A 23171-nucleotide genomic window follows, 5' to 3' on the forward strand; every position below is an offset into this window, starting at 1 on the left:
CTGCCAATTGAGCTAATGGCGCGGGCCAGCAGTCCTGAACATTACCACCGCCTGCGGGGCGTGAGCACCCTGGAAGGGCTTCTCGTGACGAGTATCACCGCACCGCCGGGCGCCCGCGAGGGGAACACCGCGCATCGGGGTTTCGGATAGATTTGGGGGCGTGTCGAAGCCACGCGTCACCCTTGCGACCTGCCTGGACCACCCGGAGCTGGACCCCGGTGAGGAGGGCCTGCTCGACGCGCTCGCCGCGCGTGGGATCGATCCGCAGGTCGCCGCCTGGGACGACGAGTCGGTCGACTGGTCGCAGGCCGGGGTCGTCGTGCTGCGGGCGGTCCACAACTACGCCCCCCGGCGCGAGGACTTCCTCGGGTGGACGCGCAGCATCCGCAAGCTGCTCAACCCCGCCGACGTCGTCGAGTGGAACACTGACAAGCACTACCTCCAGGAGCTCGGCGCCCGCGGGATGCCGACGATCGACACCGTGTGGCTCGAGCCCGAGGACGGCCTCACCAAGCACCAGGTGCACACCCGCTTCCCGTCCCAGGGTGACTTCGTCGTCAAGCCGGCGGTCTCCTCCGGCGCGCGGGACACCGGCCGCTACACCGCGCGCGACGCACGCTCGCGGATGGATGCGATCCAGCACGCCTACCGGCTGCTCCAGGACGGCCGCGCCGTCATGGTCCAGCGCTACGTCAAGTCCGTGGACGAGCGCGGTGAGACCGCCCTCATCTACCTCAACGGCGTGCTCTCCCACGTCGTGGAGAAGCAGGCGATGCTCCTCGGCCCGCTGTCCGGCCCGGACGCCGTCCCCGAGGAGGTCGCCGTCCCCCGCCTCGCGAGCGAGGCCGAGCTGCGCACCGGCGAGCAGGCGCGCGCGGCCATCCACGGCTACATGAAGTCGCGGCTGGGCCGTGACGCCCAGCTGCTCTTCTGCCGGATCGACATGGTCGAGGGCGACGACGGCATCCACCACGTCCTCGAGGTCTCGCTCACCGACGCCTCGCTCTACCTCGGCGCCGTCGACGGCGCCCTGGACGATTTCGCCGACGCCATCGCCTCGCGCGTCTTCTGGTAGACCCGGCCGCTCAGCCCGGCGGCCCGTCCCAGACGACGACGCCGTCGCTCAGCCGCGCGCCGGCGGAGGGCTCGTGCAGCCGCACCTCGCCGCCCGGCATGAGGTGGTGGACCGGGAGGTCGAGCGCGAGGGTGGCGACGTCTGCGATCAGCCGCCGGTGGCAGCGCCACCACACCGCCTCGGAGCACATGACCGCGACGCGCTCCTCCCCGCGTGCCTCGTCGGCGACCTCGGCGAGGGCGGCGGCGAACTCCTCGGTGCGCGTCCAGCCGGCATACGCGCGGAAGGAGTCGACCTGCCACCAGGTGTCCGGCGACGGCGTCCCCTTGCGCAGGTGGCGCCGCCCACCCAGGCGCTGCTCCCACCGGTAGGGCACGCCCGCCTCGGGCAGCCACTCCTCCAGCGCGTCGCGGGTGACGTCGGGGTTGTGCCGGCTGCCGGGGAACCTGCGGACGTCGACGACCGCCGCGACCCGCCGACCGCCGAGCAGGGCGGTGAGCCCGGTGCGGTCGAGTGCGCCGTGACCGACGGTGAGCAGGGGCATCGGGTCATTCTGTGCCGCCGCCGACGGGCGCGCACCCGTCGCCGGGCTGCGGGCCGGGGCTGTCAGCGAGGGGTGTGCTCTGGGCCGTCGTCGAGCCGCTCGAGGAGGTCGACGGCGGCGGCCATGTAGCCGCTGATCCAGCGGTCGTGGATGCGCTTGATGGGCAGGGGCGCGAGGGACAGGTGGCGCTCGCGGCCGACCTTGCGCCCGGTGACGAGGCCTGCGCGCTCGAGGACGCGAAGGTGCTGGAGCACGGTGGTGCGGTCGAGGTCGGGCACCGCGTCGCACAGCTCGCCGGTCGTGCGCGGCGCCGCCCGCAGCAGGTCGAGGAGCCGGCGGCGGGTGGGGGAGGCGAGGGCCTTGAAGACGAGGTCGTCGTCGGACCCATTGACCTCACCGGCTGACATGTTGTAAAAATATCACATGAACGCACCCGAGCAGCTGACCGACCTCGGATTCACCATCTCCGGGCGCGTCGCGCGCCCCGTCGCGGAGGTCTACGAGGCCATCGCCGACCCCGCCCAGCTCTCGCGCTACTTCACCACCGGCGGCGCCCGCGGCCGGCTCACCACCGGCGCCGAGGTGACCTGGGAGTTCGCCGACCACCCCGGTGCCTTCCCGGTCCGGGTCCTCGAGGCGCACGAGCCCAGCCGCATCGTCATCGAGTGGGCCGCCGACCACGGCACCCGCGAGACGACGCGCACGACCTTCGAGCTAGAGCCGATCGACGACGGCGCCCGCACCCTCGTCACCATCACCGAGTCCTCGTGGCAGGCCACCCCGGACGGCGCGCGCAGCGCATTCGGCAACTGTGAGGGCTGGACGAGCATGCTCGCCGCGCTGCGCGCCTGGCTCGAGCACGGCATCAACCTGCGCGAGGGCTTCTACCGGTAGGACTCGCCGCGGCAGCTCAGCGGCGCGGGGGACCGGCCTCGGCGGCGGCGAGGATGTTGCGCGCCATCGTCGGGAAGATGAGCACGTGGAAGGGCAGGACCGCCAGCCAGTACAGCCGCCCGACGATCCCGCGCGGGAAGAAGATGGCCCGCTGCCGGTAGCGCGACCCGCCGTCGGGGCGAGGGTCCACCGAGAGCTCGAGCCAGGCCCGCCCGCCCGCCCGCATCTCCGCCCGCAGGGTGAGCCGCCGACCTGGCTCGACCGACTCCACCCGCCAGAAGTCGACGTGGTCACCGACCTGGACGGTGTCCGGGCGGCTGCGTCCGCGCGCCAGCCCGTACCCGCCGGCGGCCTGGTCCAGCTTGCCCCGGATGCGCCACAGCAGCGGCGCGGAGTACCAGCCGTTCTCCCCGCCGATCCCCTCGATCACCCGCCACACCGCCTCGGGCGGGGCGGCGCCGTCGCGCTCGCGCACGTCGGTGTAGACCGTGTGGCCGGCCCACTCCGGGTCCGAGGGCAGCGGGTCGGCGGGGTCGGCGCCCGCGGTGACGTCGTCGTCCCAGGTGGCCGTCACCTGCCCGGACAGCTGGCGGCCCAGCGCCAGGCGGCACGCGTCGCGGTAGGAGGTGAGGCCGCCGGGCGGGTCGGGGACGAGCGCCGCGACGTCGTGGTCGCGGGCGACGGCGTCCTCGGCCATCGAGGCGGCGAGCGGCATCGCCAACCCGCGCGGGATCGGGGTGGTGAACCCGATCCAGAAGCCGGACAGGCGCGGGGCGGGCACGGGCAGCGCCCAGATCCGCCGTGGCCGCAGCCCGGCGACGAGCGCGTAGTCCGAGAGCAGCTCCTTGAACCGCTGCGGGCGGCCGCTGCCGATGTCGAAGGACGCCTGCACCGGCTCGGGCAGCGCGCACGCCTGGGCGAGGTAGTACAGGACGTCGCGGATCGCGATCGGCTCGACGAGGTTGTCCAGCCAGCGCGGCCCGGGCATGACCGGCAGCCGCTCGGTGAGGTGGCGGATCATCTCGAAGGACGCCGACCCCGAGCCGATGACCACCCCGGCGCGCAGGACGAGCGTCGGGACCGGGGACTCGAGGAGGATCCGGGCCACCTGCTCGCGCGAGCGCATGTGGTCCGAGAGCTCCTCGAGCTCCTTGTCGGGGTGCAGCCCGCCCAGGTAGACGATCTGCTGCACGCCCGTCGCGGCGGCGGCGTCGGCCACGTTCCGGGCGATCTGCGCCTCGCGGTCCCGGAAGCCGCGCCCGGTGCCCATCGAGTGGACGAGGTAGAGCACCGTGTGGACGTCGCGCATCGCCTCGCGCACCTGCTCCGGTGACTCGAGGTCCGCCTCGACGAGCTCGACGTCGCGCGCCCACGAGCGCGTCTCCAGCCGGGAGGGGTCCCGCGCGCCCGCCCGCACCGTGAAGCCGGCGGCGACGAGCTCGGGGACGAGCCGCCCGCCGACGTAGCCGCTCGCCCCGGTGACGAGCACGCGGCGTCCGCGCCCCTCGGGCAGGGAGATCTGGAGCGGGGAGGCCGGTCGGTCACTCATCCGGCCACGCTAGAGCCGCGCGGCCAAGGGCACCCGGCGAGCGGGGTCGCGCCCGGCGCCGACGTGCGCGCACCCACCCCGTGCAGCGGCCGCCGCCGCGGTCTGCCACGTAATGACGGCGTCACACGACAGCAGTAGATTCTGCGGAATGGACACCCAGCTGCAGTCGGAGATCATCGCTGCTCTCGAGGTCATCGACCCGGAGACGTTCGACGCCGCCGCGCAGGCCGAGCGCCGCATCGAGTTCCTCACCCGCTACCTCCAGGAGACCGGCGCCCGCGGACTGGTCCTCGGGATCAGCGGCGGGGTGGACTCCACCGTGGCCGGGCGGCTGTGCCAGCTCGCCTGCGAGCGCGTGCGCGAGGCCGGCGGCGACGCCCAGTTCGTCGCGGTGCGCCTGCCCTACCGGGTCCAGAAGGACGAGGAGGACGCCGCCGCGGCCGTCGAGTTCATCGCTCCGGACGTCCTGGAGACCATCGACATCGGCCCGGCCACCGACGGCATGTGGGACCAGGTGCTCGCCTCACGCACCCCGGTCACCGACGCCAAGGACGACTACCACAAGGGCAACGTCAAGGCCCGGATGCGGATGACCGCGCAGTACGCGATCGCCGGCGCTCGCGGCATGCTCGTCGTCGGCACGGACCAGGCGGCAGAGGCGGTCGTCGGCTTCTACACGAAGTTCGGCGACGGCGCGGCCGACGTCACCCCGATGTTCGGCCTCCCCAAGCGCCGGGTGCGCGAGATCGGCGTGCACCTGGGCACCCCCGAGTCGCTGGTGAACAAGGTGCCCACGGCCGACCTGGAGTCCGACAAGCCGCTGCTGCCCGACGAGGAGGCGCTCGGCGTGCGCTACGACGTCGTCGACGACTACCTCGAGGGCAAGGAGGTCGCCGAGCAGGACGAGGCGACGATCGTCGGCTGGTACCGGCGCACCGCGCACAAGCGCGCCCTGCCCGTGACCCCCGACGGCTACCTCGGTCGCCCCTGACCCACCCCCACTCCCGCGCGAGAGCCGACTTCCGCGCGACAGCCGACTTCCGCGCGAGAACCGACTTCCGCGCGAGAGCCGAGTTCGTGCCGACAGCGGAGTTCCGCTCGAGAGCCGACTTCCGCGCGAGAGCCGACTTCCACGCGACAGCCGAGTTCGTGCCGACAGCGGAGTTCCGCTCGAGAGCGGAGTTCGTCAGTGCGCCTTGGCCTTGTTCCCGCGGCGCGGTACGAGGTGGAGCACGGCGACGACCAGGCCGCCGACCACCAGGCCGACGACGGCAGAGGCGAGCGTGTTCACCAGCCACGTGACGAAACCGCTCAGCGCCCCGAGCCCGCCGGCGACCGCCTCCTCGAGGTGGTGCACGAGCTCGTAGGGAGCGTGCCAGCCGAGGTCGTCCACCCCGACGAGCAGGATGTGCCCGCCGACCCAGAGCATCGCGACGACGCCGACGACGGAGAGCACCGCGAGCACCTTCGGCATCCCGCGGACGAGGAGAAGCCCGACGCGCTGGGAGAAGGCCGCCTGGCGCTCGGCCAGGCGCAGGCCGATGTCGTCCATCTTGACGATGAGGGCGACGACGCCGTAGACGAGCGCGGTGATCCCGAGGGCGACGACGACGAGGATGAGTGCCCGGTTGAGCAGCGGCTCCTGGGCGACCTCGTTGAGCGCGATGACCATGATCTCCGCGGAGAGGATGAAGTCGGTGCGGACCGCGCCGCTCACCATCGTCTTCTCGTGGTCCACCCCCTGCGTGGCCGCCGGCCGGGCGGTGGCTTCGGCATGGTGCCCGGTGACGTACTCGTAGAGCTTCTCGGCGCCCTCGTAGCTGAGGTAGAGCCCGCCGACCATGAGGATCGGGGTGAGGAGCCACGGGAGGAACTGGCTGAGCAGGAGGATGGCCGGGAGGATGAACAGGAGCTTGTTGCGCAGCGACCCGGTGGCGATCTTCCGGATGATCGGCAGCTCGCGGTCCGCCGTGAAGCCGTGGACGTAGCGGGGCGTCACCGCCGTGTCGTCGATGACGACGCCGACAGCCTTGGCGCTCGCTCGCCCCGCGGCGGCGCTGATGTCGTCGACCGAGGCCGCGGCGAGCTTCGCCAGCGCCGCGATGTCGTCGAGCAGGGCGGCTAGGCCACCGGCCATGGGATCTCACTCTCGTCCGTCCCGGCGGCCCGTGCTGCCGGGTAGGCGCAGAGCATAGAGCGTGCCACCCCACCCGGGCGCGACGTCCACCCCGAGTCGCACCCAGCGGGCTGTCGCCCTGCGCCTGCGCGCATCCCCGTCGAGCGCTGGATCTCGCACTCCGCCCCAAGTGGTGGTGGCTCTATGCGTCGCGGACCGACCCCGTCAGGCAGAACTCCGCTGTCGGGCGGAAGTCGGCTCTCGGGCGGAAGTCGGCTGTCGTGCGGAAGTCGGCTCTCGTGCGGAAGTCGGCTGTCGGGCGGAAGTCGGCTCTCGTGCGGAAGTCGGCTGTGGGCACCAAGTCGGCTGTCGGGCGGAAGTCGGCTGTCGGGCGGAACTCCGCTGTCGGGCGGAAGTCGGCTGTCGGGCGGAACTCCGCTGTCGGGCGGAAGTCGGCTGTCGGGCGGAAGTCGGTTGTCGGGCGGAAGTCGGCTGTCGGTGGGGAGGGGGTTCGCGGCAGGTGATGACATTCGCCCTGTCTCCGGGTGCGGGGGCGCGGGGGGCCGGGGCAGGATGGGGCCGTGACAGCAGAGGCGTACTGGACGGTCGGTCCGGGACAAGGACAGATCCGGCAGACGCCCCTCCACCCGCCCGGTCCCGGTGAGGTGCTCGTGCGCACCCTGTGCTCCGGGATCAGCCGCGGCACCGAGACCCTCGTCCACCGCCACGCGGTGCCCGAGTCGGTCCGCCCGCTCATGCGCGCGCCCTTCCAGGAGGGCGACCTGCCCGGGCCGGTGAAGTACGGCTACCTGTCCGTCGGTGTCGTCGAGGAGGGGCCGGACGAGCTGCGCGGGCGCCGCGTGTTCTCCCTCCACCCCCACCAGACCCGTTACGTCGTGCCCGCCACCGCCGTCGTGCCCGTGCCCGACGACGTCCCGAGCGAGCGCGCCCTGCTCGCCGGGGCCGTGGAGACCGCCGTCAACGCCCTGTGGGACGCCGGACCGCGGCTCGGGGACCGCGTCGCTGTCGTCGGCCTGGGGATGATCGGGGCGTCCGTCGCCACTCTGCTCACCGGCTTCCCGCTCGCCCGGCTCCAGGTCGTCGACACCGACCCGAGCCGCCAGGAGCTGGCCGACCGGCTCGGGCTCGAGCTCGTCACGCCCGAGACCGCCGCCGGGGACTGCGACGTCGTCGTCCACTGCTCGGCGAGCGAGGCCGGGCTCGCCACCGCGCTGCGCCTGGCGGGGGAGGAGGCGGAGGTGGTCGAGCTGTCCTGGTACGGCACCGACGCCCCGCGCGCCCCGCTCGGGGAGGCGTTCCACGCCCGCCGCCTCACCCTGCGGGGCAGCCAGGTCGGGGCGGTGAGCGCCGCCCGCCGCGCCCGCCGCACCACCACCGACCGGCTGCGCACCGCCCTCGACGCGCTGCGCGACCCGCGCTTCGACGCCCTGCTCAGCGGGACCAGCGACTTCGCCGACCTGCCCGAGACCATGGACGCGATCGCCTCCGGCCGCCGTCCCGCCCTGTGCCACGTCATCCGCTACCCCGAGGAGAGCTAAGTGTTCAGCGTGACCGTCCGGGACCACATGATGGTCGCCCACTCCCTGCCCGACCCGTTCTTCGGGCCCGCCCAGGGTCTTCACGGCGTCACCTACGTCGTCGAGCTCACCTTCTTCCGGCCCGAGCTGGACGAGCACGGCGTGGTCATCGACATCGGCGCCGCCACCCAGCGGCTCGGTGAGGTCACCGGTGCGCTGCGCTACCGCAACCTCGACGACCTCGACGACTTCGCCGGCATGGTGACGACCACCGAGGTCGTCGCCCGGCACGTGGCGCACCGGGTGGTCGAGGGCCTGGACACCACCCCGTTCACGGCCGTCGAGGTCAGGCTCCACGAGCACCCCGACGCGTGGGCCACCTACCGTCTCGAGCTCCCCGGCCGGTAGGTGCCAGGGCTGCGCTTCGTCGTCCCGGCCCGTGGCGCCGCCGGGCCGAGCGGCGGTGACGTCTACGACGCCCGGCTCGCCCGCGCCTGGGACGGCGTGCACGGCCACTCCCACGTCCTCGCGCTGCCCGGCGGCTGGCCACGTCCCGGACCCGCGGAGCGCCGCGCCCTGGGCCTGGCCCTGCGGACCCCCGACACCGTCGTCCTCGACGGGCTCGTCGGCAGTGCCTGCCCGCGCGAGGTCGAGCGCGCCGTCGACGGCGGCACCCGGGTGGTGCTGCTCGTCCACCTCCCGCTGCCCGCCGAGGCCGGGCTGCCGGCCGAGGAGGCCGCGCGGCTCGCCGAGCTCGAGGCGGCCGCCGTGCGCGCGGCCTCCGACGTCGTCGCGACGAGCACGTGGGCGGCACGCGACCTCGAACGCCGCTACGGGCGCCGCGACGTCGTCGTCGCCGTCCCCGGGGCCGAGCAGGCGCCCCTCGCCGAGGGCAGCCGCCCGCCCCACCTGCTCGCGCTCGGGGCGCTCACCGCGGTGAAGAACCAGACCGTCCTCGTCCAGGCGCTCGCGGCGTTGCGGGACCTGCCCTGGCAGGCGACGTTCGCCGGCCCGCCCGGTGCCCAGCCGGACGTGGCCCGGGACCTGGTGCGCGCGCTCGCGGACGCGGGCCTGTCCGACCGGGTGGCGCTGCCCGGCGCCGTCGTCGGGGACGGGCTGGCGGAGCTGTGGCGGCGGACCGACCTCCTGCTCCTGCCCTCGCTCGTGGAGACCTACGGGCTGGTGGTCACCGAGGCGCTCGCCCACGGCCTGCCGGCCCTCATCCCCGCCGGGACCGGGGCCGTCGAGGCGCTCACCGGCGCCGCCGGGGAGACGTGCGGGCCGGACGCCCCGGGAACCGCCGTCGACCCGACCGACCCGGCGGCGTGGGAGCGGGTGCTGCGCCGCTGGCTCACCTCCGCGCCGCTGCGGGAGGACTGGCGGGCCGCCGCCCACGCCCGCCGCGCGCGGCTGCGGACGTGGGCGGACACCGCCGCGGACCTACGACGCGGGCTGTTCGGCTGACCGCAGCGCCCGCAGGTCCAGCTCGGTGCACACGTCCTCCCCGAGGAGGAAGCGGCGCGAGCGGGTGCGGATCGCGTCGGCCAGCAGGTCCGAGCCGACGAACCGCAGGCCGGGGACGCCGTCGCCGATGAGCACCGGCGCGACGGTGAGGTAGAGGCGGTCGAGCACGCCGGCGGCGAGGAACGCCGAGACCACCCGGCCCCCGCCCTCGACGAGCACCCGGCCCAGCCCTCGCTCGCGCAGGAGCGTGAGCACGCGGTCCGGAACGGCCGGGCCGTCGTCGTCGAGCCGGACGACGTCGACGTGCGCCGCGAGGTCGCGCGGCACCGTCGCCGAGGGGCCGACGAGCCAGAGCGTGGGCGCGGCGCCGTCGGTGAGCACGTGGGAGGTGAGCGGCGTGCGGGCGGAGGGGTCGAGGACGACGCGCACCGGGTTGTGCCCGGGCACCGCCCGGACGGTGAGGCGCGGATCGTCAGCCGTCACCGTCCCCACCCCGACGACGACGGCGTCGACCAGCGCCCGCAGCCGGTGCAGGTGCTCACGGTCGGCGTCGCCGGTGACGAACTCCGCGTCACCGGTGCGCGAGGCGATGAAGCCGTCCAGGCTCTGTCCGAGCTGGCCGATGACGTAGTCCGTACCGAGCGCGACGAGCGGGCCGTACCGGTCGACGAGCTCCTGGTCGGCGTCGTGCGGGCCGCTCGCCGGCACCGTCCCTCCGAGCAGCGACTGCCACGAGTCGTCGGCGGCGGGCCGGTCGTGCCGCATCCGCTCGCGCTTGGTGGTGAGGTAGAACTCGTTCTGCGGGTGCGGGGGGATGATGAGGCTCACTCGCTGGGTGACCTCGATGCCGAGGTCGGTGAGCGCCTCCGCCTTCGCGGGGTTGGAGGACAGCAGGCGCACCTGCTGCACGCCGAGGTCGCGCAGGATGTCCGCGGACTGGTCGTAGCTCCGGGCGTCGGCGCTGTGCCCGAGGGCGAGGTTGGCGTCGACGGTGTCCGCCCCGGCGTCCTGCAACGCGTAGGCGCGCAGCTTCTCCAGCAGGCCGATGCCGCGTCCCTCGTGGCCGCGGACGTAGATGACCGCGCCCTCGCCCTCGGCAGCGACCGCCGCGAGGGCGGCGTCGAGCTGTTCACCGCAGTCGCACCGCCACGACCCGAACGCGTCGCCGGTGAGGCACTCGGAGTGGACCCGCACGAGCGGGGCAGTGGCCGGCGGCCCGGTGAGACCGCGGACGAGCGCGACGTGTGTCGTGCCGTTGCCCTCGCGGTAGCCGATCATCCGGAAAGGGCCGTGCCGGGTGGGCAGGACCGTCTCCACCTCCCGCTCGACGACGGGCAGGGCGATGTCGTTGGGGGCGCGTTCCTCGAGCTGAGACATAGGGGAGATTCTTCCGGGGACGCGCGGTTCGGCCACTCGGAACGGGTCACCCGGCCAGCGCTGTGAGGTCCGCCACGACGGCGACGGCCCCGGCGGCGAGCAGCTCGGCGCGCCGCTCGGCGCTGTCCGAGAGTCCGATGCACGGCATGCCGGCCGCCGTCGCCGCCTCGACGTCGGAGGTGCTGTCACCGACCATGACGGCCTCGTCGGGGTGGACCCCGGCGTCACGGGCCGCCGCGAGCAGCATGTCCGGCGCCGGCTTGAGCCGTTCCGGGGCCGCAGGGTCGCGCCCGTGGACGGCGAGGTCGGCGAGCAGCGGACCACCGTGGGCGAGGACGGCGCGCACCGCCTCGGGGGCGTTGTTCGTCACGACGGCGACGGCCGTGCCCCGCTCCCGGCACCGCGCGACGAAGGACGCCGCCGCCTCGACCGGCCGGGCCGAGCGGGCGGCCGCGACCTCCTGGGCGGTGCACCACCGCTCGACCTCGCGGGCGACCGCCGGGTCGCGTCGGGAGAGCAGGCGCAGGAGCTGGACGTGGTCGGTCTGCCCGGTGAGCTCGTCGTCGGGCGCGAGGCCGAGGGCGACGGCGAGGTCGAGCGCCCCGGCCGACACCCGGAGGAACTCCTCGCCGGGCAGGAGGCGGGTGACCGGGCCGTCGAAGTCGAGCACGACGAGCCGGCGGGTGTGCAGCAGCGCCCGCGCGGCGCCGGGGTCCTCGGTCATCCGCCCGATGCTACGGGCGGCACCGCGAGCGCGGGGGACGAGAAACGGCCCCGGCAGGAGCCGGGGCCGTTCCACTACTGGGGTGAGTGACGGGACTTGAACCCGCGACATCCGCGACCACAACGCGGCGCTCTACCAGCTGAGCTACACCCACCATGCGCGCCCTTGTGGGGCGCGGCAGTGTCACACTCTAGCCGCTCGCCCGCCCCGGTGTGGAATCCGCGCGCCTCAGGAGGCGGTGACTCCTGTCTCACTCGCCGACGCGCGGGCCGCGAGCGCGGCGACCTGGGACGCCGTCGAGTCCGCCTTGACGGCCTGCGCGGCGGCCTTGACCGTCGGGGTGTCGGGGCCCTCGCCCGCCGGCCACAGGGCGGCGCGGTAGTAACGCAGCTCGTCGATGCTCTCCAGGATGTCGGCCAGCGCGCGGTGCCCGCCGTTCTTGCTGGGAGAGTGGAAGTACGCCCTCGGGTACCAGCGGCGGGCGAGCTCCTTGACCGAGGACACGTCGATGATCCGGTAGTGCAGGTGCTCGACGAGCTCGGGCATGTCCCGCTCGAGGAACGCGCGGTCGGTGCCCACCGAGTTGCCGGCGAGGGGCGCCTTGCGGGCCTCGGGCACCCAGCGGCGCACGTACTGCAGCACCCGCTCCTGCGCCTCCTCCATCGTCAGGCCCTCGTCGAGCACGTCGAGCAGGCCGGAGGTCGTGTGCATCTCGCGCACGACGTCCCCCATCTGCTCCAGCGCACCCGGGGGCGGGGCGATGACGAGGTCGATCCCGGCGTCGACCGGCCGGAGCTCGGAGTCGGTGACGACGACGGCCACCTCGATGAGCGCGTCCGTGCCGAGGTCCAGGCCGGTCATCTCGCAGTCGATCCAGACGATCGGGTCCTTCAGTTGAGCAGGCATCGTTCCACTGTATGTGGTCGCGGGCGCTCGCGCCGTTACCCAACAGTGACTCGTGTTGCGCAATGTTCGTCCTCTGTTATAGGCCCGCGCCGCTCGTCCGTCACTACCGTGAGCGCCAAACGCTCGCCGACGGGGTGGCGAGCCCTGCCGGAAGGGGTCGCCATGCGCGCCCGTCACGTCCTCGCCGTCACGTGCACCATCGCCCTGCTCGCCGCCTGCGGCCAGGGAGGTGAGTCCGCCCAGGAGCTCACCTGGGAGGACAGTCCGCTCGCCGTGGCCCTCGGCGACGTCTGGGGGCTCGACCAGGACCCCGAGGAGTGGGAGCGCGAGGAGGCCGAGCGGCAGCGGCAGGTCGAGGAGGCCGTCGCCGCGTGCATGGCCGAGGAGGGCTTCGAGTACACCCCGGCCGTCTACGACGGCGGGTCCAGCGTCGTCATCGACGAGGACGACGACTGGGGCAGTGAGGAGTGGACGGCGCAGTACGGCTACGGCATCACCACCGACCCCTGGCTCGACGAGCAGCCCGTGGAGCCGGAGGAGGAGTGGGTCGACCCCAACCAGGAGTACGTCGAGGCGATGTCGCCGTCGGAGCAGGACGCCTACTACGAGGCGCTGCACGGCGCTCCGATGCTCGAGGAGGACTGGGTCGAGGGTGACCCGGAGCCGGAGTACGACTGGGAGGACGCCGGGTGCTACGGCAGCGCCCAGCACACGGTCTACGAGGAGTCCGACCCTGCGATGCAGATGTGGGAGGACCCCGCGTTCACCGAGTTCTTCGCCGCGACCGAGAAGGTGTGGGAGGACGCCGCGCGCGACCCGCGCACCATCGCGGTCAACCTCGAGTGGGCCGAGTGCATGGAGGCGGCCGGCATCACCGGCATGACCTCACCGGACCTCGCCCAGGAGGCGATCTACACGGAGTACGACCGGCTCATGGAGAAGGCCGACGCCGAGATCGACTGGGAGAGCATCGACTGGGAGTCGCTGCCGGAGGGTGCCGACCCGATGCGCGACCTCATGGAGGAGCAGGGCCTGGCCGAGCTGCGCGAGCGGGAGATCGCCCAGGCGGTCGCCGACCTCGCGTGCCGGGAGGAGGCCGACGTCGAGGCCCGCCTCATGGAGATCCAGTTCGAGCTGGAGGAGGAGGTCGTCGAGACCTACCAGTCCGACATCGACGCGATCATCGCCACCTACGGGCAGGAGTCGTGAGGCTCCCCTCGCGCCGCCGCGTGAGTGCAGTGGAGCCGGAGGCCGGCGTCGAGGCGCTCGCCGTGCCTGCAGAGGACACCCTGCCCGACGGCGTCCGTCCGCCCCGTGCCAACCGCACCATCGTCGTCGTCGCGGTCACCGCGGTCGCGAGCCTCGCCGCCGGCGTGGCGCTGAGCCAGCTCGTCGTCTCACCCGCCCAGCGCGCGGCGGAGGCCGCGCCGCCCGAGCCCGGGCTCATCACCGTGCCCGTCGAGCGGCGCGAGCTGTCCACCGACCTCACCCTGCGCGGCGACGCGCTCTACGACGACCCCGTGCCGGTGAGCCTCGAGGCGCCCGAGGGCGGCGGGGGTGCCGTCGTCACCGGGCGCGTGCCCGAGGTCGGCGGGCTGGTCGAGGCCGGGCAGGTGGTCCTCGAGGTCGCCGGCCGGCCGGTCATCGTGCTGCCCGGTGAGCTGCCCGTCTACCGCTCGCTGCGGATGGGCTCCACCGGCCCCGACGTCCTCCAGCTCAAGGAGTCGCTGGAGACGCTCGGCATCGAGGCCGGCGACGCCGGGTCGGACGTGTACGACGCCGCGACCTCCGCCGGCGTCGACGCGCTCTACGCGCGGGTCGGCTACCCCTCCCCGGTCGCCGAGGAGGGCGCCGAGGAGTCGGTCGCCGCCGCGCAGGAGGCCCTGCGCGCGGCCGAGGAGGCGCTCGCGCAGGCACGAGGCGAGCTCGCCCGCGCCGCGGAGGGACCGCCGCGCTCGGAGCGGCTGCGTCTGGACACCGCCGTCGCCCGCGCGGAGCGGGCGGTGCAGGCGGCGATCGACGCCGGGGAGCCTGCCGAGGTCGTCACCCAGGCGCGGGAGGACGTCGCCGTCGTCCGCGCCGAGCGGGAGGAGGCGCTCGCGCCGCGGGACCTCACCCCCGAGCGCTCCCTGCGCGACGCCGCCGAGCGTGGTGTCGCCGACGCGCGCACGGCCCTGGACGAGGCGTGGCGCGCCGCGCGCACCCCGCTGCCCGCCGCCGAGGTCGTCTACGTCGACACCCTGCCCCGCCGGATCGACTCGGTGATGGTGACCCGGGGCGCGACCGTAGGGGGTGTGGCCCTGACGATCTCGGGCGCCACCCTCGAGGTCCTCGCGAGCGTCTCGTCTGCCGACGCCGCCCTCGTGAGCGAGGGCGCGACCGCCTACCTCATGGTCGGGGACGAGGAGGTCGAGGCGCGGGTCGAGGAGGTCCGCGCACCCGCCCGCCGGTCGGGTGACGGCGAGGACGGTGGGGACTCCGGCAGCGGCGGTGACCGCCGCGAGGTCGTCCTCGTGCCGCTGGAGATCACCGAGGAGCAGCGCGCCGCCGTCGTCGGGACCAACGTGCGGGTGAGCATCCCGCTCGAGTCGACCGGCGAGGAGGTGCTCGCCGTGCCCGTCGCCGCGCTCACCGCCGGCCCCGGCGGGGAGAGCCGGGTCGAGATCGACCGCGGCGGCACGACCGAGGTGGTCGTCGTCGAGACCGGCCTCACCGCCGGCGGCTACGTCGAGGTGAGCGCCGAGGGTCTGGCCGCCGGGGACCTCGTCGTCGTGGGCCGATGAGCTCGCCCGTCGTGGCCGCGCGCGGCGTGGACGCCGGGGACCAGCCGGCCGTCGTCGACCTCCGGGGCGTCACGCGCTCCTTCCCCGGTCCGCCGCCGGTGACCGCCCTGCACCCGGTGACGCTGCGGGTGGCGCGCGGGGAGTACCTGTCGATCGTCGGGCCGTCCGGCTCGGGCAAGTCGACGCTGCTCAACGTGCTCGGCCTGCTCGACCGGCCGACCACGGGGGAGTACTGGCTCGACGGCACCGCCACCCACGCGGCGGGGGAGCGGCAGCGCACCGCCCTGCGCGGCGGCCTCATCGGGTTCGTCTTCCAGGCCTTCCACCTGCTGCCCCACCGCACCGTCCTGGACAACGTGCTCCTCGCGACGATGTACTCCGGGCTGCCCCGTGAGGAGCGGCTGCGGCGGTCCTACGAGGCGCTGCGCCGCGTCGGGCTCGAGCACCGCATCGGGTTCCGGCCCACCACCCTGTCCGGCGGGGAGCGTCAGCGGGTGGCGGTGGCCCGCGCCGTCGTCACCGGCCCGCGGCTGCTCCTCGCGGACGAGCCGACCGGCAACCTCGACACGACGACGTCCGGTGAGGTGCTCGACCTGTTCGACGAGCTCCACGCCGACGGCCTCACCCTGCTCGTCATCACCCACGACGACGCCGTCGCCGCCCGCGCCGGGCGCCGGGTGCGGATCACCGACGGCGTGCTGCAGGAGATCGCGTGAGCCGCAACCAGTTCGGGATGCGCGACCTCGTGCGCGAGGCCGGGCACGGCATCGGCGCCCGGCCCGGCAAGCTCGCCCTCACCATCCTCGGCACCGTCCTCGGGATCGCGGCGCTCGTCGTCACCATCGGCATGGCGCAGACCGGCGGAGGGCAGATCGCCCGCCAGTTCGACGCCGTCGCCGCCACCCAAGCCGTCATCCAGCCCGGGACCACCGAGGGGGCCGACGGCTCCAGCCGCTCGCGCGCGGCCCTGCCGTGGGACACCCCCGAACGCCTCGGACGTCTCAACGGGGTGGAGGCCGCCGCCCTGCTCGCCGACCTCGACGCCGGCGACCGGCGCATCACCTCCGTCCCACTCATCGACCCGGCCGCCGCCGCGCAGGTGCAGCCGGCCCTCGTCGCGAGCTCCCCGGAGCTGCTCGAGGCGCTGCGCGGCACGCTCACCACCGGGCGGATGTTCGACTCGGGCCACGACGCCCGCGCCGACCGGGTGGTGGTGCTGGGCGCCGGCGCGGCCCAGCGGCTCGGGGTCAACCGGGTGGACTCCCAGCCCTCGATCTTCATCGGCGAGGAGGCCTACACGGTCATCGGGATCGTCGGGGACGTCGCCCGCCGGCGCGACGTGCTCGACGCCGTCGTCCTCCCGCTCGGCACCGCCCGTGCGGACCTCGGCCTCGCCTCTGCCACCGAGGCGCAGGTGAAGATCGCCGTCGGGGCGGGACCGCTGCTGGTCGAGCAGGCGCCACTCGCGCTGTCCCCGAACACCCCGGAGAACATCACCGTCCAGGCACCGGCGCTGGGCAACCGGCTGCGCGAGAGCGTCCAGGGCGACATCAACGCCGTGTTCCTCGCGCTGGGCGCGGTGGCGCTGCTCGTCGGTGGGCTGGGCATCGCCAACGTCACCCTGCTCGGGGTCATCGAGCGGGTGGGGGAGATCGGGCTGCGGCGCGCGCTCGGTGCGACCCGGCGGCAGATCGCGGCCCAGTTCGTCGTGGAGTCGGTGACGATCGGCCTGCTCGGCGGGCTGCTCGGGGCCGCGGTCGGCTCGTTCGCCGTCGTCGCCATCAGCGTCGTCCAGGAGTGGACCCCGATCCTCGACCTGCGGCTCGTCGGCGGCTCGGCGCTGCTCGGCGGGGTCATCGGCCTCGTCGCCGGCGCCTACCCGGCCCTCAAGGCCGCCTCGCTCGAGCCCGTGACGGCCCTTCGCGGCGGACTGTGACGAGCCCGCCGATCAGGGGACCTCGATGTCGCTGCCCGCGTTGAAGACGGCGATCTCGCTGCTCTCACCCCGGCAGCTGTCCAACGCGTCGGCCACTGCGGGGGCCACACTCTCCTTGATGCCGTCACGCGGGAAGTAACCGCCACCGCCGCGGACCTCCGTGCCGAGCTCCACGACCTGCCCATCCGCGAGCACGACGGCGGCCGGGTCCGCCTGCCAGGTCGTCCCCGCCGGCCAGATGACCGGGTGGGCAGGCGCGCCCGGGTAGTCGACGGTGTTCGCGAGCACCAGGCAGTCCCCCCGCATCTCCACGGTCCCGCCCACGACGGCGTCAAAGCCGCTGTCACCGGACGCAGGAGGGGAGGTCAGGACCGGCCCGTCCACGGCGCCGACGGCGGATCCGCCGCAGGCCGCCACGCACGCCACTGAAAGCACCAGCGCTGACGTCCGGCGGGCACCGATCCTTCTCAGCCGACCTCGCATCCCCGACTCCCTCGTTGGCCCGCACTCCTTGACGGCGGGGGTTCTCTGTGCCCGGCGTCCCGATCCCTCGTGGTGCTATTCCGCTGCCACGCCGGTCCGTGCTGCCTGGTCGGTCCATGCCCGTCGCGCCTTGTCGCTCAGGTGGCGAGAGGCCCGGACAACCAGCTCATGCAGGGCAGGTCCGTGCTCGGCGGCTATCGCCGGGTTGTGTCGGACGACGTCGAGCTCATTCGCCGCGGTGATCTCCATGAACGCCGACAGCGACGCGCGGTCAGGAGTGCGGAGCACGTCAGTGAATCGGTCGACGAACTCGACCTCCTCCTGACCGAGCTGCGGATAGACGTGCGCGCGGACGCAGCTGCCGTACAGGTACACGAGGCTCTCGGCCTCGGCGCCGATGGCTTCGGTGAGCACCGGCCGCTCGGCCAGGTCGAGCAGTGCCGTGTCGAAACCGTCAGTTCCGTAGCTGGCATGGCACAGGCCGGCGAGCTGGACCTCCGGTGGTGCGTCCCATGCCGCGAGCTCGATCCGGACGCGCCGAAGATGGTCCAGCAGCGTGCCACCGGGATGGGGGACCTCAGCGGCTCCGCGTGCGCGCAGCAGATCCTCAGCGGCTGCGACCCTTGAGTGGAAAGTCATGAGTACCCCTCCTTCGGGCGCGGCGACGCTCGACGCTGAACGATGCTTCCAGGTTCCTGGCTTCGAAGAATGCAGATCGAGCTAGAGAGCGCCATCGTCCCAGATGGCGTCGGAGTCTGTTCGAGGAATCTCCAGCCTCCTCCATTCCCCGATAGCAGGGTTGCGACGGTGCGTCCTCGGAGTAGAACCCAGCAAGCCGCTTTCCGCGCCGCGATCCTCACCGAGGAATCGTCGATGTCTGAGGGCGAGGTTCGATAGCGTCGTGGACGACGCAACGACGTCGCTGCGGCGTACCACCGGGTTTCGGGGGCGTCATGGGCATCGAGACGGACCTGGAGAGGTGCACCCAGTTGATTCCCCCGGCGAAGAGGTCGCTGACAGCCGGCATCGTCATCCTGCTCGCAGGAGCGATCGTCGTGGCCTACGGAACGGATGCCTACCTGTGGCTGACCAACCTGGCAGGCGCGAGTGCTGAACCCGGCCTGCACGCCGTCTCGCTCGTGCTCAACATCCTCCGGCTCGCCCTGATGCCCCTTGGAGCGGCGTTCGTCGGCGCTGCCGTCGTCATCCAGTCGGTCTCCACGCTCCTGACGGCCAGACAGCCGGCCCCGTAGCCGGCACGCCGGGGCACACGCGCCAGGAGCCGTCGTCGTCCCGGCGGACCTCACCAGCCGAAGGAGATGGGATGAGCGCCGACGACTACGACGACTTCGCGGTCGAGTACGACGCGGAGAACGCCAACAGCCTGCTGAACGCGCACTACGAGTGGCCGGCGGTGCTACGCCTGCTCGGGGACGTGGGTGGCCGGCGGATCCTCGACGCGGGCTGTGGCTCCGGGCCGCTGGCAGCCGAGCTCGTCAGCCGGGGTGCGCACGTCACAGGCTTCGACGGCAGCCCTGCCATGATCGAGCTCGCGCGCCGCCGCCTCGGCCACACGGTGCCGCTGACGGTGCACGACCTCAGCCTGCCCCTGCCCTACGAGGACGAGAGCTTCGACGACGTCGTCGCGTCCCTCGTCCTGCACTACCTCCAGGACTGGGACACACCACTCGCCGAGATCAGGCGCGTCCTCAAGCCGGGCGGACGACTGGTGGCGAGCGTCAACCACCCGTTCGCCCGGCAGATCAACGCCATGCACGAGGACTACTTCGCCACCCGCGAGTACGGGGAGGAGGTCGACCTCGACGGGCGGATTACCACCCTGACCTTCTGGCACCGCCCTCTGCGCGAGGTGGTCCGGGCCGTCCTCGACGCCGACCTTCGCCTGCGCGTGCTCGACGAACCCCCGCCCTCCGCCGAGACCCCGCCCGAGCTGATGCCGCCGCGGATCGCCAGCGGCGAGCGCAGCGCCTTCCTGTGCTTCCTCTTCCTCGTGGCGGAGAAGCCCGAGGCACGTGCACCCCTCCCCGCCGGATAGGTAGCGGTCCTTCTCTGAACGTCGACCGGGCAACGCGCTACCGAGTGCCCGGCGCGCGCCGGGCAGCTACGGGCGCGGCAAGTCCTCCTCGCTCGGGTTTGTGGAAAGGGTGCCCTCACCGGGAACGCCACCGGACGGGTCATACGGTGGCGTTCCCGCGACCGTGATCTTCAGGCATGGCGGTGGGGGGACTCGGTCCCAGTCGCTGTTCCTCACACGGGACGGTGTCCACCGTCGAGGCAGTCTCGACCTGAATCCCACGGCGGACACGCGGAGGTGTTTGACCGTAGCCCCCGCCCTGAGCTGCGGGAGAACCGGATCACTAGCGCGCCGTGGCGTGGGGAGTGATCGAAAAGACGTCCTTCGCGCTCGGGTGCGGGAGGATGAGGAGGTGAGCTCGTATAACCGGCCCTCGGTCGTTGCACCGGTCTTCCATGACGCAGACGGCCAGATCATCGACTACGGGAACCGGTGGAGCGGGTCACCGCCGGAAGAGACTTACTCGGTCGACACCCATCCCGAGCGCTTCGCACCACTCCACACAGTGGCTGATGCCCTCATCGCACATCTGCGCGCTACCTACGACGTCCGACTCACCGAGGGTGAGGGGACCGCGGGAGATCTGCTCCGCCCAGCTCCTGAATTCCTACGCGCGGTGCGCATCCAGCCCAACGACCCGGCATGCGCCGCGCTGACGTTCGTGTTCACTGCCTACCCCGGCATCTTTCTGCACGCCGGTTTGCTGCACGACTTCCACTATCCGGTATGCGGCTGCGACGCGTGCGACTCCAACTGGACCACTGAAGCCGACCTACTGGAGCAGCAAGTGCTCGCGGTCGTCACCGGACACTACCGGGAGGGCATCGAAGACGGACCCCAGCCTTGGGTCGAGTACGCGTTCACCTACCCCGACGGTGCAAACTCCGGAAGATCCCGCGCCGAGGAGATCCCGGCAGAGCGATTCGAAGCGGCCAAGCCCATCCTCTGCGACCTCACTGAAGGGTGGGCCTCCTGGCCACAGAGATCCTCGGGCTCCTGAGAGCACTTGTTCCGGCTCGCGATCCCCAGCGGAACGTCAGCGCACCGCTCGCGAGCCCGCGGCGCCTGTTCCGTGCCTCGCAGGATCTCAGCGCCAGCGACTCCCTGGTCCACATTCGCACGTCCGACGAGGGGACTTGGTGATTGGGGTGCGACGTGGCGGTGTCGGCGAAGGTGACCCGCACGATTTCCGTGTCCCTGGACTGGGGCTTAAGACCCAAGGGCGAGGAAGGTCGGAACACCGTCGCTGCGGAGGCCATGTCTGAAATGGTGGCCTTGGTGCCTGGCGAGCACGTCGTGGCCCGTGCTGACCGACGGCGGCCGCCTGGCGTGACCGTTGCCTACTTTAGGGAGCTTGCCGATGTCGCCGATCAGCCGTCCAGCCCATTCTGTCCTGGCTCAGCGGCCCGAGTGGGCTGAGGCCGTTGCCCGGTTGAGGGAGTTGGCCAATGCCCGCAGGCAGGAGTCTGCTGCCGACGCGCAGGGGTATGTCGCTCGGTACGCCGGGGGGCGGGGCGCCATGGTCCTGGATGTCGTGGCGTCTCGGCAGCGCAAGTATGTCGAGCGCGTGCTGCCGATGGTGGAGCGGTGGAAGGCGCGCGTGTCGGCGCCGACGCTCGAGGCCCTGGTGGCGACACCGACGAGCCTTGAGGAACTGGGGCTGCGGACGGCGGAGCCGGTCACCATCGTGACGGTCGCCCAGAACTTGCTGTCCTACGGCGCCCAGGCTGGACTCGACGACGAGGATGAGATCTGCCGGCGGTGGGCCGACGGCACCGAGGGTCTGGAGCATGGCTATGAGCTGGACCCCGTCGTGGGTGAGGTGTCGGGAATCGGTCTGGCGCTGTTCTCGTACATGCGGATGCGTGCGGGGGCGTCGGCGATCAAACCTGATGTCCGGGTACGGCGGGCGCTGCGGGACTTGGGCTTCCATGTCCCTCGTGGGGAGCACGCGATCCTCACAGTCGCCCGTGCGGCGGCGGCTGAGACGGGGATGGACCTGCTGACGTTCGACCAGCTCTTGTGGCACGTCGGGAGGTAACAGACCCGGAGTATCGGCTCGTGGGCGTAAAAGGTTCCTCATGCGGGACGGATTCAAGGGCTAGGGGCCATGGTCATACCAAGACCCCGATCGCCGACGCTTCAGGGTAACGGTGGATGGGTTCCTACCCGTTGGAAGGAGAAGGCTGGTCGAAGTCGTAAGCAGGTACGGAGACCTCCGCTGGCAGCTGACCGCGTTGCAACCTATTGGCCACCGATGGAATCTACGGGGTGCGCGCCATCGGACTCAGACGGACCCCACATCGTTCGGCCCGATACCCACGGATACGCTCGTATGATGACAGCGGCGCAGCGACGCATCTGACCGTGGAGTGACAGCGCCGACCGGGTATTTTGGGACGGAAGGACTCCCTCGAAACATGGCAACGGGCAGTCAGCGCTATCGCAGTCACAAGGTCTGGGAGACGTTGGAACTGAAGCGGGACTCCCTCGCAGCGGCCCGCTTCGACGACCCTAAGAGCGAGCAGTGGCGCACGGATATCGTTGAGTGGCTCACGGAGGCGAAGAAGACAAGAACCGCCCAGCAGCCAGCGTTGTACCTTAAGACGTTGGACGAACTGAGCGAAGCTCTCAACGCGTTGCCTGTCACCACCGACGAGTTCAAGCAGTACGTCGGCGTCAACGCTGCTTACAACCGAACGCCTGCCGTGGGTAATCTCGAGGTTGCGCTACGTGCCCTCCCTCTGCCGGCGCCGAAGGACCTCAAAGACTCATACGTCGAACTTCTGGACAGAGAAGTCGAGGTTCGAACCAAACGGCTTGATCAGTTAGAAGCGAAGGTCTCTGATACAGAGGCTGCTCTTCAGGACCGACTCGACGCACTAGCGGAGGTCACCCAGCGCGTCGATGCACTGCGGGCCGAGATCCAGAGCGGGCACGAGTCGATCGCTGCGGTCCGCGAATCGGCAGAGAACACGATTAGGTCCGAATGGGATGCGGCGTTGGGAGCCTGGAAGCAGGAGCGCGAGAAGGTCGACTCAGGCCGCGACGTCGAGGCCGTCACACACATCGCCACTCTGGCGGCCACCGCCAAGGCGGGGGAGTCGCTAGCGGAGCACGCGGCGGGCAGCCTCAGCGCGACTGACTGGTACGGCCGGTCGAAGCGTGAGCGGAGGGCCGCCCAATGGATGCGGGCTGGAGCGGCCTTCGTATTCGTGCTTGCTGGCGCGATCGGCTGGTTCATAGTGACCGAAGCGATCCGCAACAATTTCGATCTTACCGTGGGCGACGGCATTTTGAGGTCTGCAGTCGCGATCGTTGTGGGCGCGTTCGGTGCTCTCCTTCTCCGGGAGTCCGGGAGGCACTTCCGGGAGGCCGATACCGCGGAGGACGTTGCACTCTCGCTGAAGGCCCTTGCGCCCTTCTATGCGAACTCTGAAGATGAGATCCGCCTGGCCGCGAGGGTGCAGGTCGGTGATGCCGTCCTGGTGAAGAACGTCCTCTCTCGATTCGCGCATCGCGACGCCGCCAGGCACGCCGGAGAAATCAACACCGCGGAGTTGCCAGCGCTCGTCAAGGAAGCGACCAAGGCGCTCAGGCTGACGGAGCCGGACACACCGAAGACCTGACCGGCCGTCGAGGCAACAGAGTTCGTCGGAGTCTTGGGCAGGCAGCCTAGACGAGTTT

General features: G+C 72.2%; 24 protein-coding genes and 1 tRNA gene. 15 read left to right on the forward strand and 10 right to left on the reverse strand.

The genetic code is table 11. From position 1 onward, the window contains the following. Positions 1-160: 160 nt before the first annotated feature. On the forward strand, positions 161-1075 hold the full coding sequence (locus FHE66_RS09255) for a RimK family alpha-L-glutamate ligase (protein ID WP_139072678.1): 915 nt from the start codon (positions 161-163) through the stop codon (positions 1073-1075). A gap of 10 nt (positions 1076-1085) precedes the next feature. Here the strand turns inward: FHE66_RS09255 and FHE66_RS09260 are convergent, their stop codons facing one another. Continuing rightward, complete coding sequence (locus FHE66_RS09260; protein WP_139072679.1) at positions 1086-1619, reverse strand: DUF488 family protein; 534 nt, start codon at positions 1617-1619, stop codon at positions 1086-1088. 62 nt (positions 1620-1681) lie between these two features. Further along, entirely contained in the window at positions 1682-2026 is a 345-nt protein-coding gene (locus tag FHE66_RS09265; RefSeq protein WP_139072680.1) for a helix-turn-helix transcriptional regulator, read from the reverse strand. 16 nt (positions 2027-2042) lie between these two features. On the opposite strand from FHE66_RS09265, the gene FHE66_RS09270 reads away from it, so the two are divergent. After that, positions 2043-2513: an SRPBCC domain-containing protein gene (locus FHE66_RS09270; RefSeq protein ID WP_139072681.1), complete on the forward strand. Its 471-nt coding sequence runs from the start codon at positions 2043-2045 to the stop codon at positions 2511-2513. Between the two features lie 16 nt (positions 2514-2529). On the opposite strand, the gene FHE66_RS09275 is transcribed toward FHE66_RS09270, so the two are convergent. Next, positions 2530-4062 (reverse strand): SDR family oxidoreductase, encoded by a 1533-nt coding sequence (locus FHE66_RS09275; RefSeq protein ID WP_139072682.1) that lies wholly within the window; start codon positions 4060-4062, stop codon positions 2530-2532. Between the two features lie 148 nt (positions 4063-4210). Between FHE66_RS09275 and nadE the strand changes: the two genes are divergently transcribed. Continuing rightward, on the forward strand, positions 4211-5053 hold the full coding sequence (gene nadE / locus FHE66_RS09280; RefSeq protein WP_139072683.1) for an ammonia-dependent NAD(+) synthetase: 843 nt from the start codon (positions 4211-4213) through the stop codon (positions 5051-5053). A 195-nt stretch (positions 5054-5248) separates the two neighbouring features. Here the strand turns inward: nadE and FHE66_RS09285 are convergent, their stop codons facing one another. Then, positions 5249-6199 carry a DUF808 domain-containing protein gene (locus tag FHE66_RS09285; RefSeq protein WP_139072684.1) on the reverse strand — a complete coding sequence of 317 codons (951 nt, stop codon included), beginning with the start codon at positions 6197-6199 and terminating at the stop codon, positions 5249-5251. Positions 6200-6759: 560 nt separating this feature from the next. Between FHE66_RS09285 and FHE66_RS09290 the strand changes: the two genes are divergently transcribed. The 3 genes from FHE66_RS09290 to FHE66_RS09300 are packed head-to-tail and all read left to right on the forward strand — an operon-like array spanning position 6760 to position 9180. After that, the gene (locus FHE66_RS09290; protein WP_139072685.1) at positions 6760-7737 is read left to right on the forward strand and encodes a zinc-binding alcohol dehydrogenase; all 978 of its coding nucleotides are present in this window, start codon (positions 6760-6762) and stop codon (positions 7735-7737) included. Continuing rightward, on the forward strand, positions 7738-8124 hold the full coding sequence (locus FHE66_RS09295) for a 6-carboxytetrahydropterin synthase (RefSeq protein WP_139072686.1): 387 nt from the start codon (positions 7738-7740) through the stop codon (positions 8122-8124). Continuing rightward, the gene (locus FHE66_RS09300; RefSeq protein ID WP_139072687.1) at positions 8125-9180 is read left to right on the forward strand and encodes a glycosyltransferase family 4 protein; all 1056 of its coding nucleotides are present in this window, start codon (positions 8125-8127) and stop codon (positions 9178-9180) included. Here the strand turns inward: FHE66_RS09300 and ribA are convergent. The 4 genes from ribA to orn form a co-directional block, all read right to left on the reverse strand. After that, a complete protein-coding gene (ribA, locus tag FHE66_RS09305) occupies positions 9157-10557 on the reverse strand; it encodes a GTP cyclohydrolase II (RefSeq protein ID WP_139072688.1) in 1401 nt (466 codons plus the stop codon). The genes FHE66_RS09300 and ribA overlap by 24 nt on opposite strands. A 46-nt stretch (positions 10558-10603) precedes the next feature. Continuing rightward, a complete protein-coding gene (locus FHE66_RS09310) occupies positions 10604-11281 on the reverse strand; it encodes an HAD family hydrolase (protein WP_176554721.1) in 678 nt (225 codons plus the stop codon). Positions 11282-11359: 78 nt separating this feature from the next. Continuing rightward, positions 11360-11435, reverse strand: a tRNA-His gene (locus FHE66_RS09315). A 74-nt stretch (positions 11436-11509) separates the two neighbouring features. Further along, on the reverse strand, positions 11510-12187 hold the full coding sequence (orn, locus tag FHE66_RS09320) for an oligoribonuclease (RefSeq protein WP_139072690.1): 678 nt from the start codon (positions 12185-12187) through the stop codon (positions 11510-11512). Positions 12188-12349: 162 nt separating this feature from the next. Here orn and FHE66_RS15535 point away from each other — a divergent pair, with 162 nt between their 5' ends. Genes FHE66_RS15535 through FHE66_RS09340 form a run of 4 tightly spaced genes read left to right on the forward strand, consistent with a single transcriptional unit; the run spans position 12350 to position 16906 of the window. Further along, entirely contained in the window at positions 12350-13396 is a 1047-nt protein-coding gene (locus FHE66_RS15535; RefSeq protein ID WP_176554722.1) for a hypothetical protein, read from the forward strand. A gap of 20 nt (positions 13397-13416) precedes the next feature. After that, a complete protein-coding gene (locus FHE66_RS15540; RefSeq protein ID WP_255303666.1) occupies positions 13417-14970 on the forward strand; it encodes a hypothetical protein in 1554 nt (517 codons plus the stop codon). Further along, positions 14967-15686, forward strand: coding sequence for an ABC transporter ATP-binding protein (locus FHE66_RS09335; protein ID WP_139072691.1), 720 nt, complete (start codon positions 14967-14969; stop codon positions 15684-15686). Before FHE66_RS15540 ends, FHE66_RS09335 begins: the two co-directional genes overlap by 4 nt. After that, a complete protein-coding gene (locus FHE66_RS09340; RefSeq protein WP_369692762.1) occupies positions 15683-16906 on the forward strand; it encodes an ABC transporter permease in 1224 nt (407 codons plus the stop codon). The genes FHE66_RS09335 and FHE66_RS09340 overlap by 4 nt, the downstream gene beginning before the upstream one ends. Positions 16907-16918: 12 nt before the next feature. On the opposite strand, the gene FHE66_RS09345 is transcribed toward FHE66_RS09340, so the two are convergent. Together FHE66_RS09345 and FHE66_RS09350 are read right to left on the reverse strand one after the other, a co-directional pair. Next, positions 16919-17194 carry a hypothetical protein gene (locus FHE66_RS09345; protein ID WP_139072692.1) on the reverse strand — a complete coding sequence of 92 codons (276 nt, stop codon included), beginning with the start codon at positions 17192-17194 and terminating at the stop codon, positions 16919-16921. A gap of 270 nt (positions 17195-17464) precedes the next feature. Continuing rightward, positions 17465-18028, reverse strand: a complete 564-nt coding sequence (locus FHE66_RS09350; RefSeq protein ID WP_176554723.1) for a DUF6817 domain-containing protein — start codon at positions 18026-18028, stop codon at positions 17465-17467. A gap of 314 nt (positions 18029-18342) precedes the next feature. On the opposite strand from FHE66_RS09350, the gene FHE66_RS09355 reads away from it, so the two are divergent. The 5 genes from FHE66_RS09355 (at position 18343) to FHE66_RS09375 (ending at position 23113) form a co-directional block, all read left to right on the forward strand. Beyond that, positions 18343-18642, forward strand: a complete 300-nt coding sequence (locus FHE66_RS09355; RefSeq protein WP_139072693.1) for a hypothetical protein — start codon at positions 18343-18345, stop codon at positions 18640-18642. 71 nt (positions 18643-18713) lie between these two features. Further along, positions 18714-19445, forward strand: a complete 732-nt coding sequence (locus tag FHE66_RS09360) for a class I SAM-dependent methyltransferase (protein WP_139072694.1) — start codon at positions 18714-18716, stop codon at positions 19443-19445. 391 nt (positions 19446-19836) lie between these two features. Further along, positions 19837-20484, forward strand: a complete 648-nt coding sequence (locus tag FHE66_RS09365; RefSeq protein ID WP_139072695.1) for a DUF6226 family protein — start codon at positions 19837-19839, stop codon at positions 20482-20484. Between the two features lie 360 nt (positions 20485-20844). Then, positions 20845-21525 (forward strand): hypothetical protein, encoded by a 681-nt coding sequence (locus FHE66_RS09370; protein ID WP_139072696.1) that lies wholly within the window; start codon positions 20845-20847, stop codon positions 21523-21525. Positions 21526-21952: 427 nt separating this feature from the next. Further along, positions 21953-23113 carry a hypothetical protein gene (locus tag FHE66_RS09375; RefSeq protein WP_139072697.1) on the forward strand — a complete coding sequence of 387 codons (1161 nt, stop codon included), beginning with the start codon at positions 21953-21955 and terminating at the stop codon, positions 23111-23113. The last annotated feature ends 58 nt before the right edge of the window (positions 23114-23171 follow it).

The organism is Georgenia sp. 311, from assembly GCF_006151955.1.
GTDB classification, from domain to species: Bacteria; Actinomycetota; Actinomycetes; order Actinomycetales; family Actinomycetaceae; genus Oceanitalea; species Oceanitalea wutianyii.

Excerpts from the sequence above, each read along its gene's own strand:
- FHE66_RS09355 (WP_139072693.1), top strand. The coding sequence starts at position 18,343 with ATGGGCATCGAGACGGACCTGGAGAGGTGCACCCAGTTGATTCCCCCG.
- FHE66_RS09310 (WP_176554721.1), bottom strand. The coding sequence starts at position 11,281 with ATGACCGAGGACCCCGGCGCCGCGCGGGCGCTGCTGCACACCCGCCGG.
- FHE66_RS09285 (WP_139072684.1), bottom strand. The coding sequence starts at position 6,199 with ATGGCCGGTGGCCTAGCCGCCCTGCTCGACGACATCGCGGCGCTGGCG.
- FHE66_RS09265 (WP_139072680.1), bottom strand. The coding sequence starts at position 2,026 with ATGTCAGCCGGTGAGGTCAATGGGTCCGACGACGACCTCGTCTTCAAG.
- orn (WP_139072690.1), bottom strand. The coding sequence starts at position 12,187 with ATGCCTGCTCAACTGAAGGACCCGATCGTCTGGATCGACTGCGAGATG.
- ribA (WP_139072688.1), bottom strand. The coding sequence starts at position 10,557 with ATGTCTCAGCTCGAGGAACGCGCCCCCAACGACATCGCCCTGCCCGTC.
- FHE66_RS09335 (WP_139072691.1), top strand. The coding sequence starts at position 14,967 with ATGAGCTCGCCCGTCGTGGCCGCGCGCGGCGTGGACGCCGGGGACCAG.
- FHE66_RS09370 (WP_139072696.1), top strand. The coding sequence starts at position 20,845 with ATGTCGCCGATCAGCCGTCCAGCCCATTCTGTCCTGGCTCAGCGGCCC.
- FHE66_RS09260 (WP_139072679.1), bottom strand. The coding sequence starts at position 1,619 with ATGCCCCTGCTCACCGTCGGTCACGGCGCACTCGACCGCACCGGGCTC.
- nadE (WP_139072683.1), top strand. The coding sequence starts at position 4,211 with ATGGACACCCAGCTGCAGTCGGAGATCATCGCTGCTCTCGAGGTCATC.
- FHE66_RS09270 (WP_139072681.1), top strand. The coding sequence starts at position 2,043 with ATGAACGCACCCGAGCAGCTGACCGACCTCGGATTCACCATCTCCGGG.
- FHE66_RS15535 (WP_176554722.1), top strand. The coding sequence starts at position 12,350 with ATGCGCGCCCGTCACGTCCTCGCCGTCACGTGCACCATCGCCCTGCTC.
- FHE66_RS09360 (WP_139072694.1), top strand. The coding sequence starts at position 18,714 with ATGAGCGCCGACGACTACGACGACTTCGCGGTCGAGTACGACGCGGAG.
- FHE66_RS09275 (WP_139072682.1), bottom strand. The coding sequence starts at position 4,062 with ATGAGTGACCGACCGGCCTCCCCGCTCCAGATCTCCCTGCCCGAGGGG.
- FHE66_RS09350 (WP_176554723.1), bottom strand. The coding sequence starts at position 18,028 with ATGACTTTCCACTCAAGGGTCGCAGCCGCTGAGGATCTGCTGCGCGCA.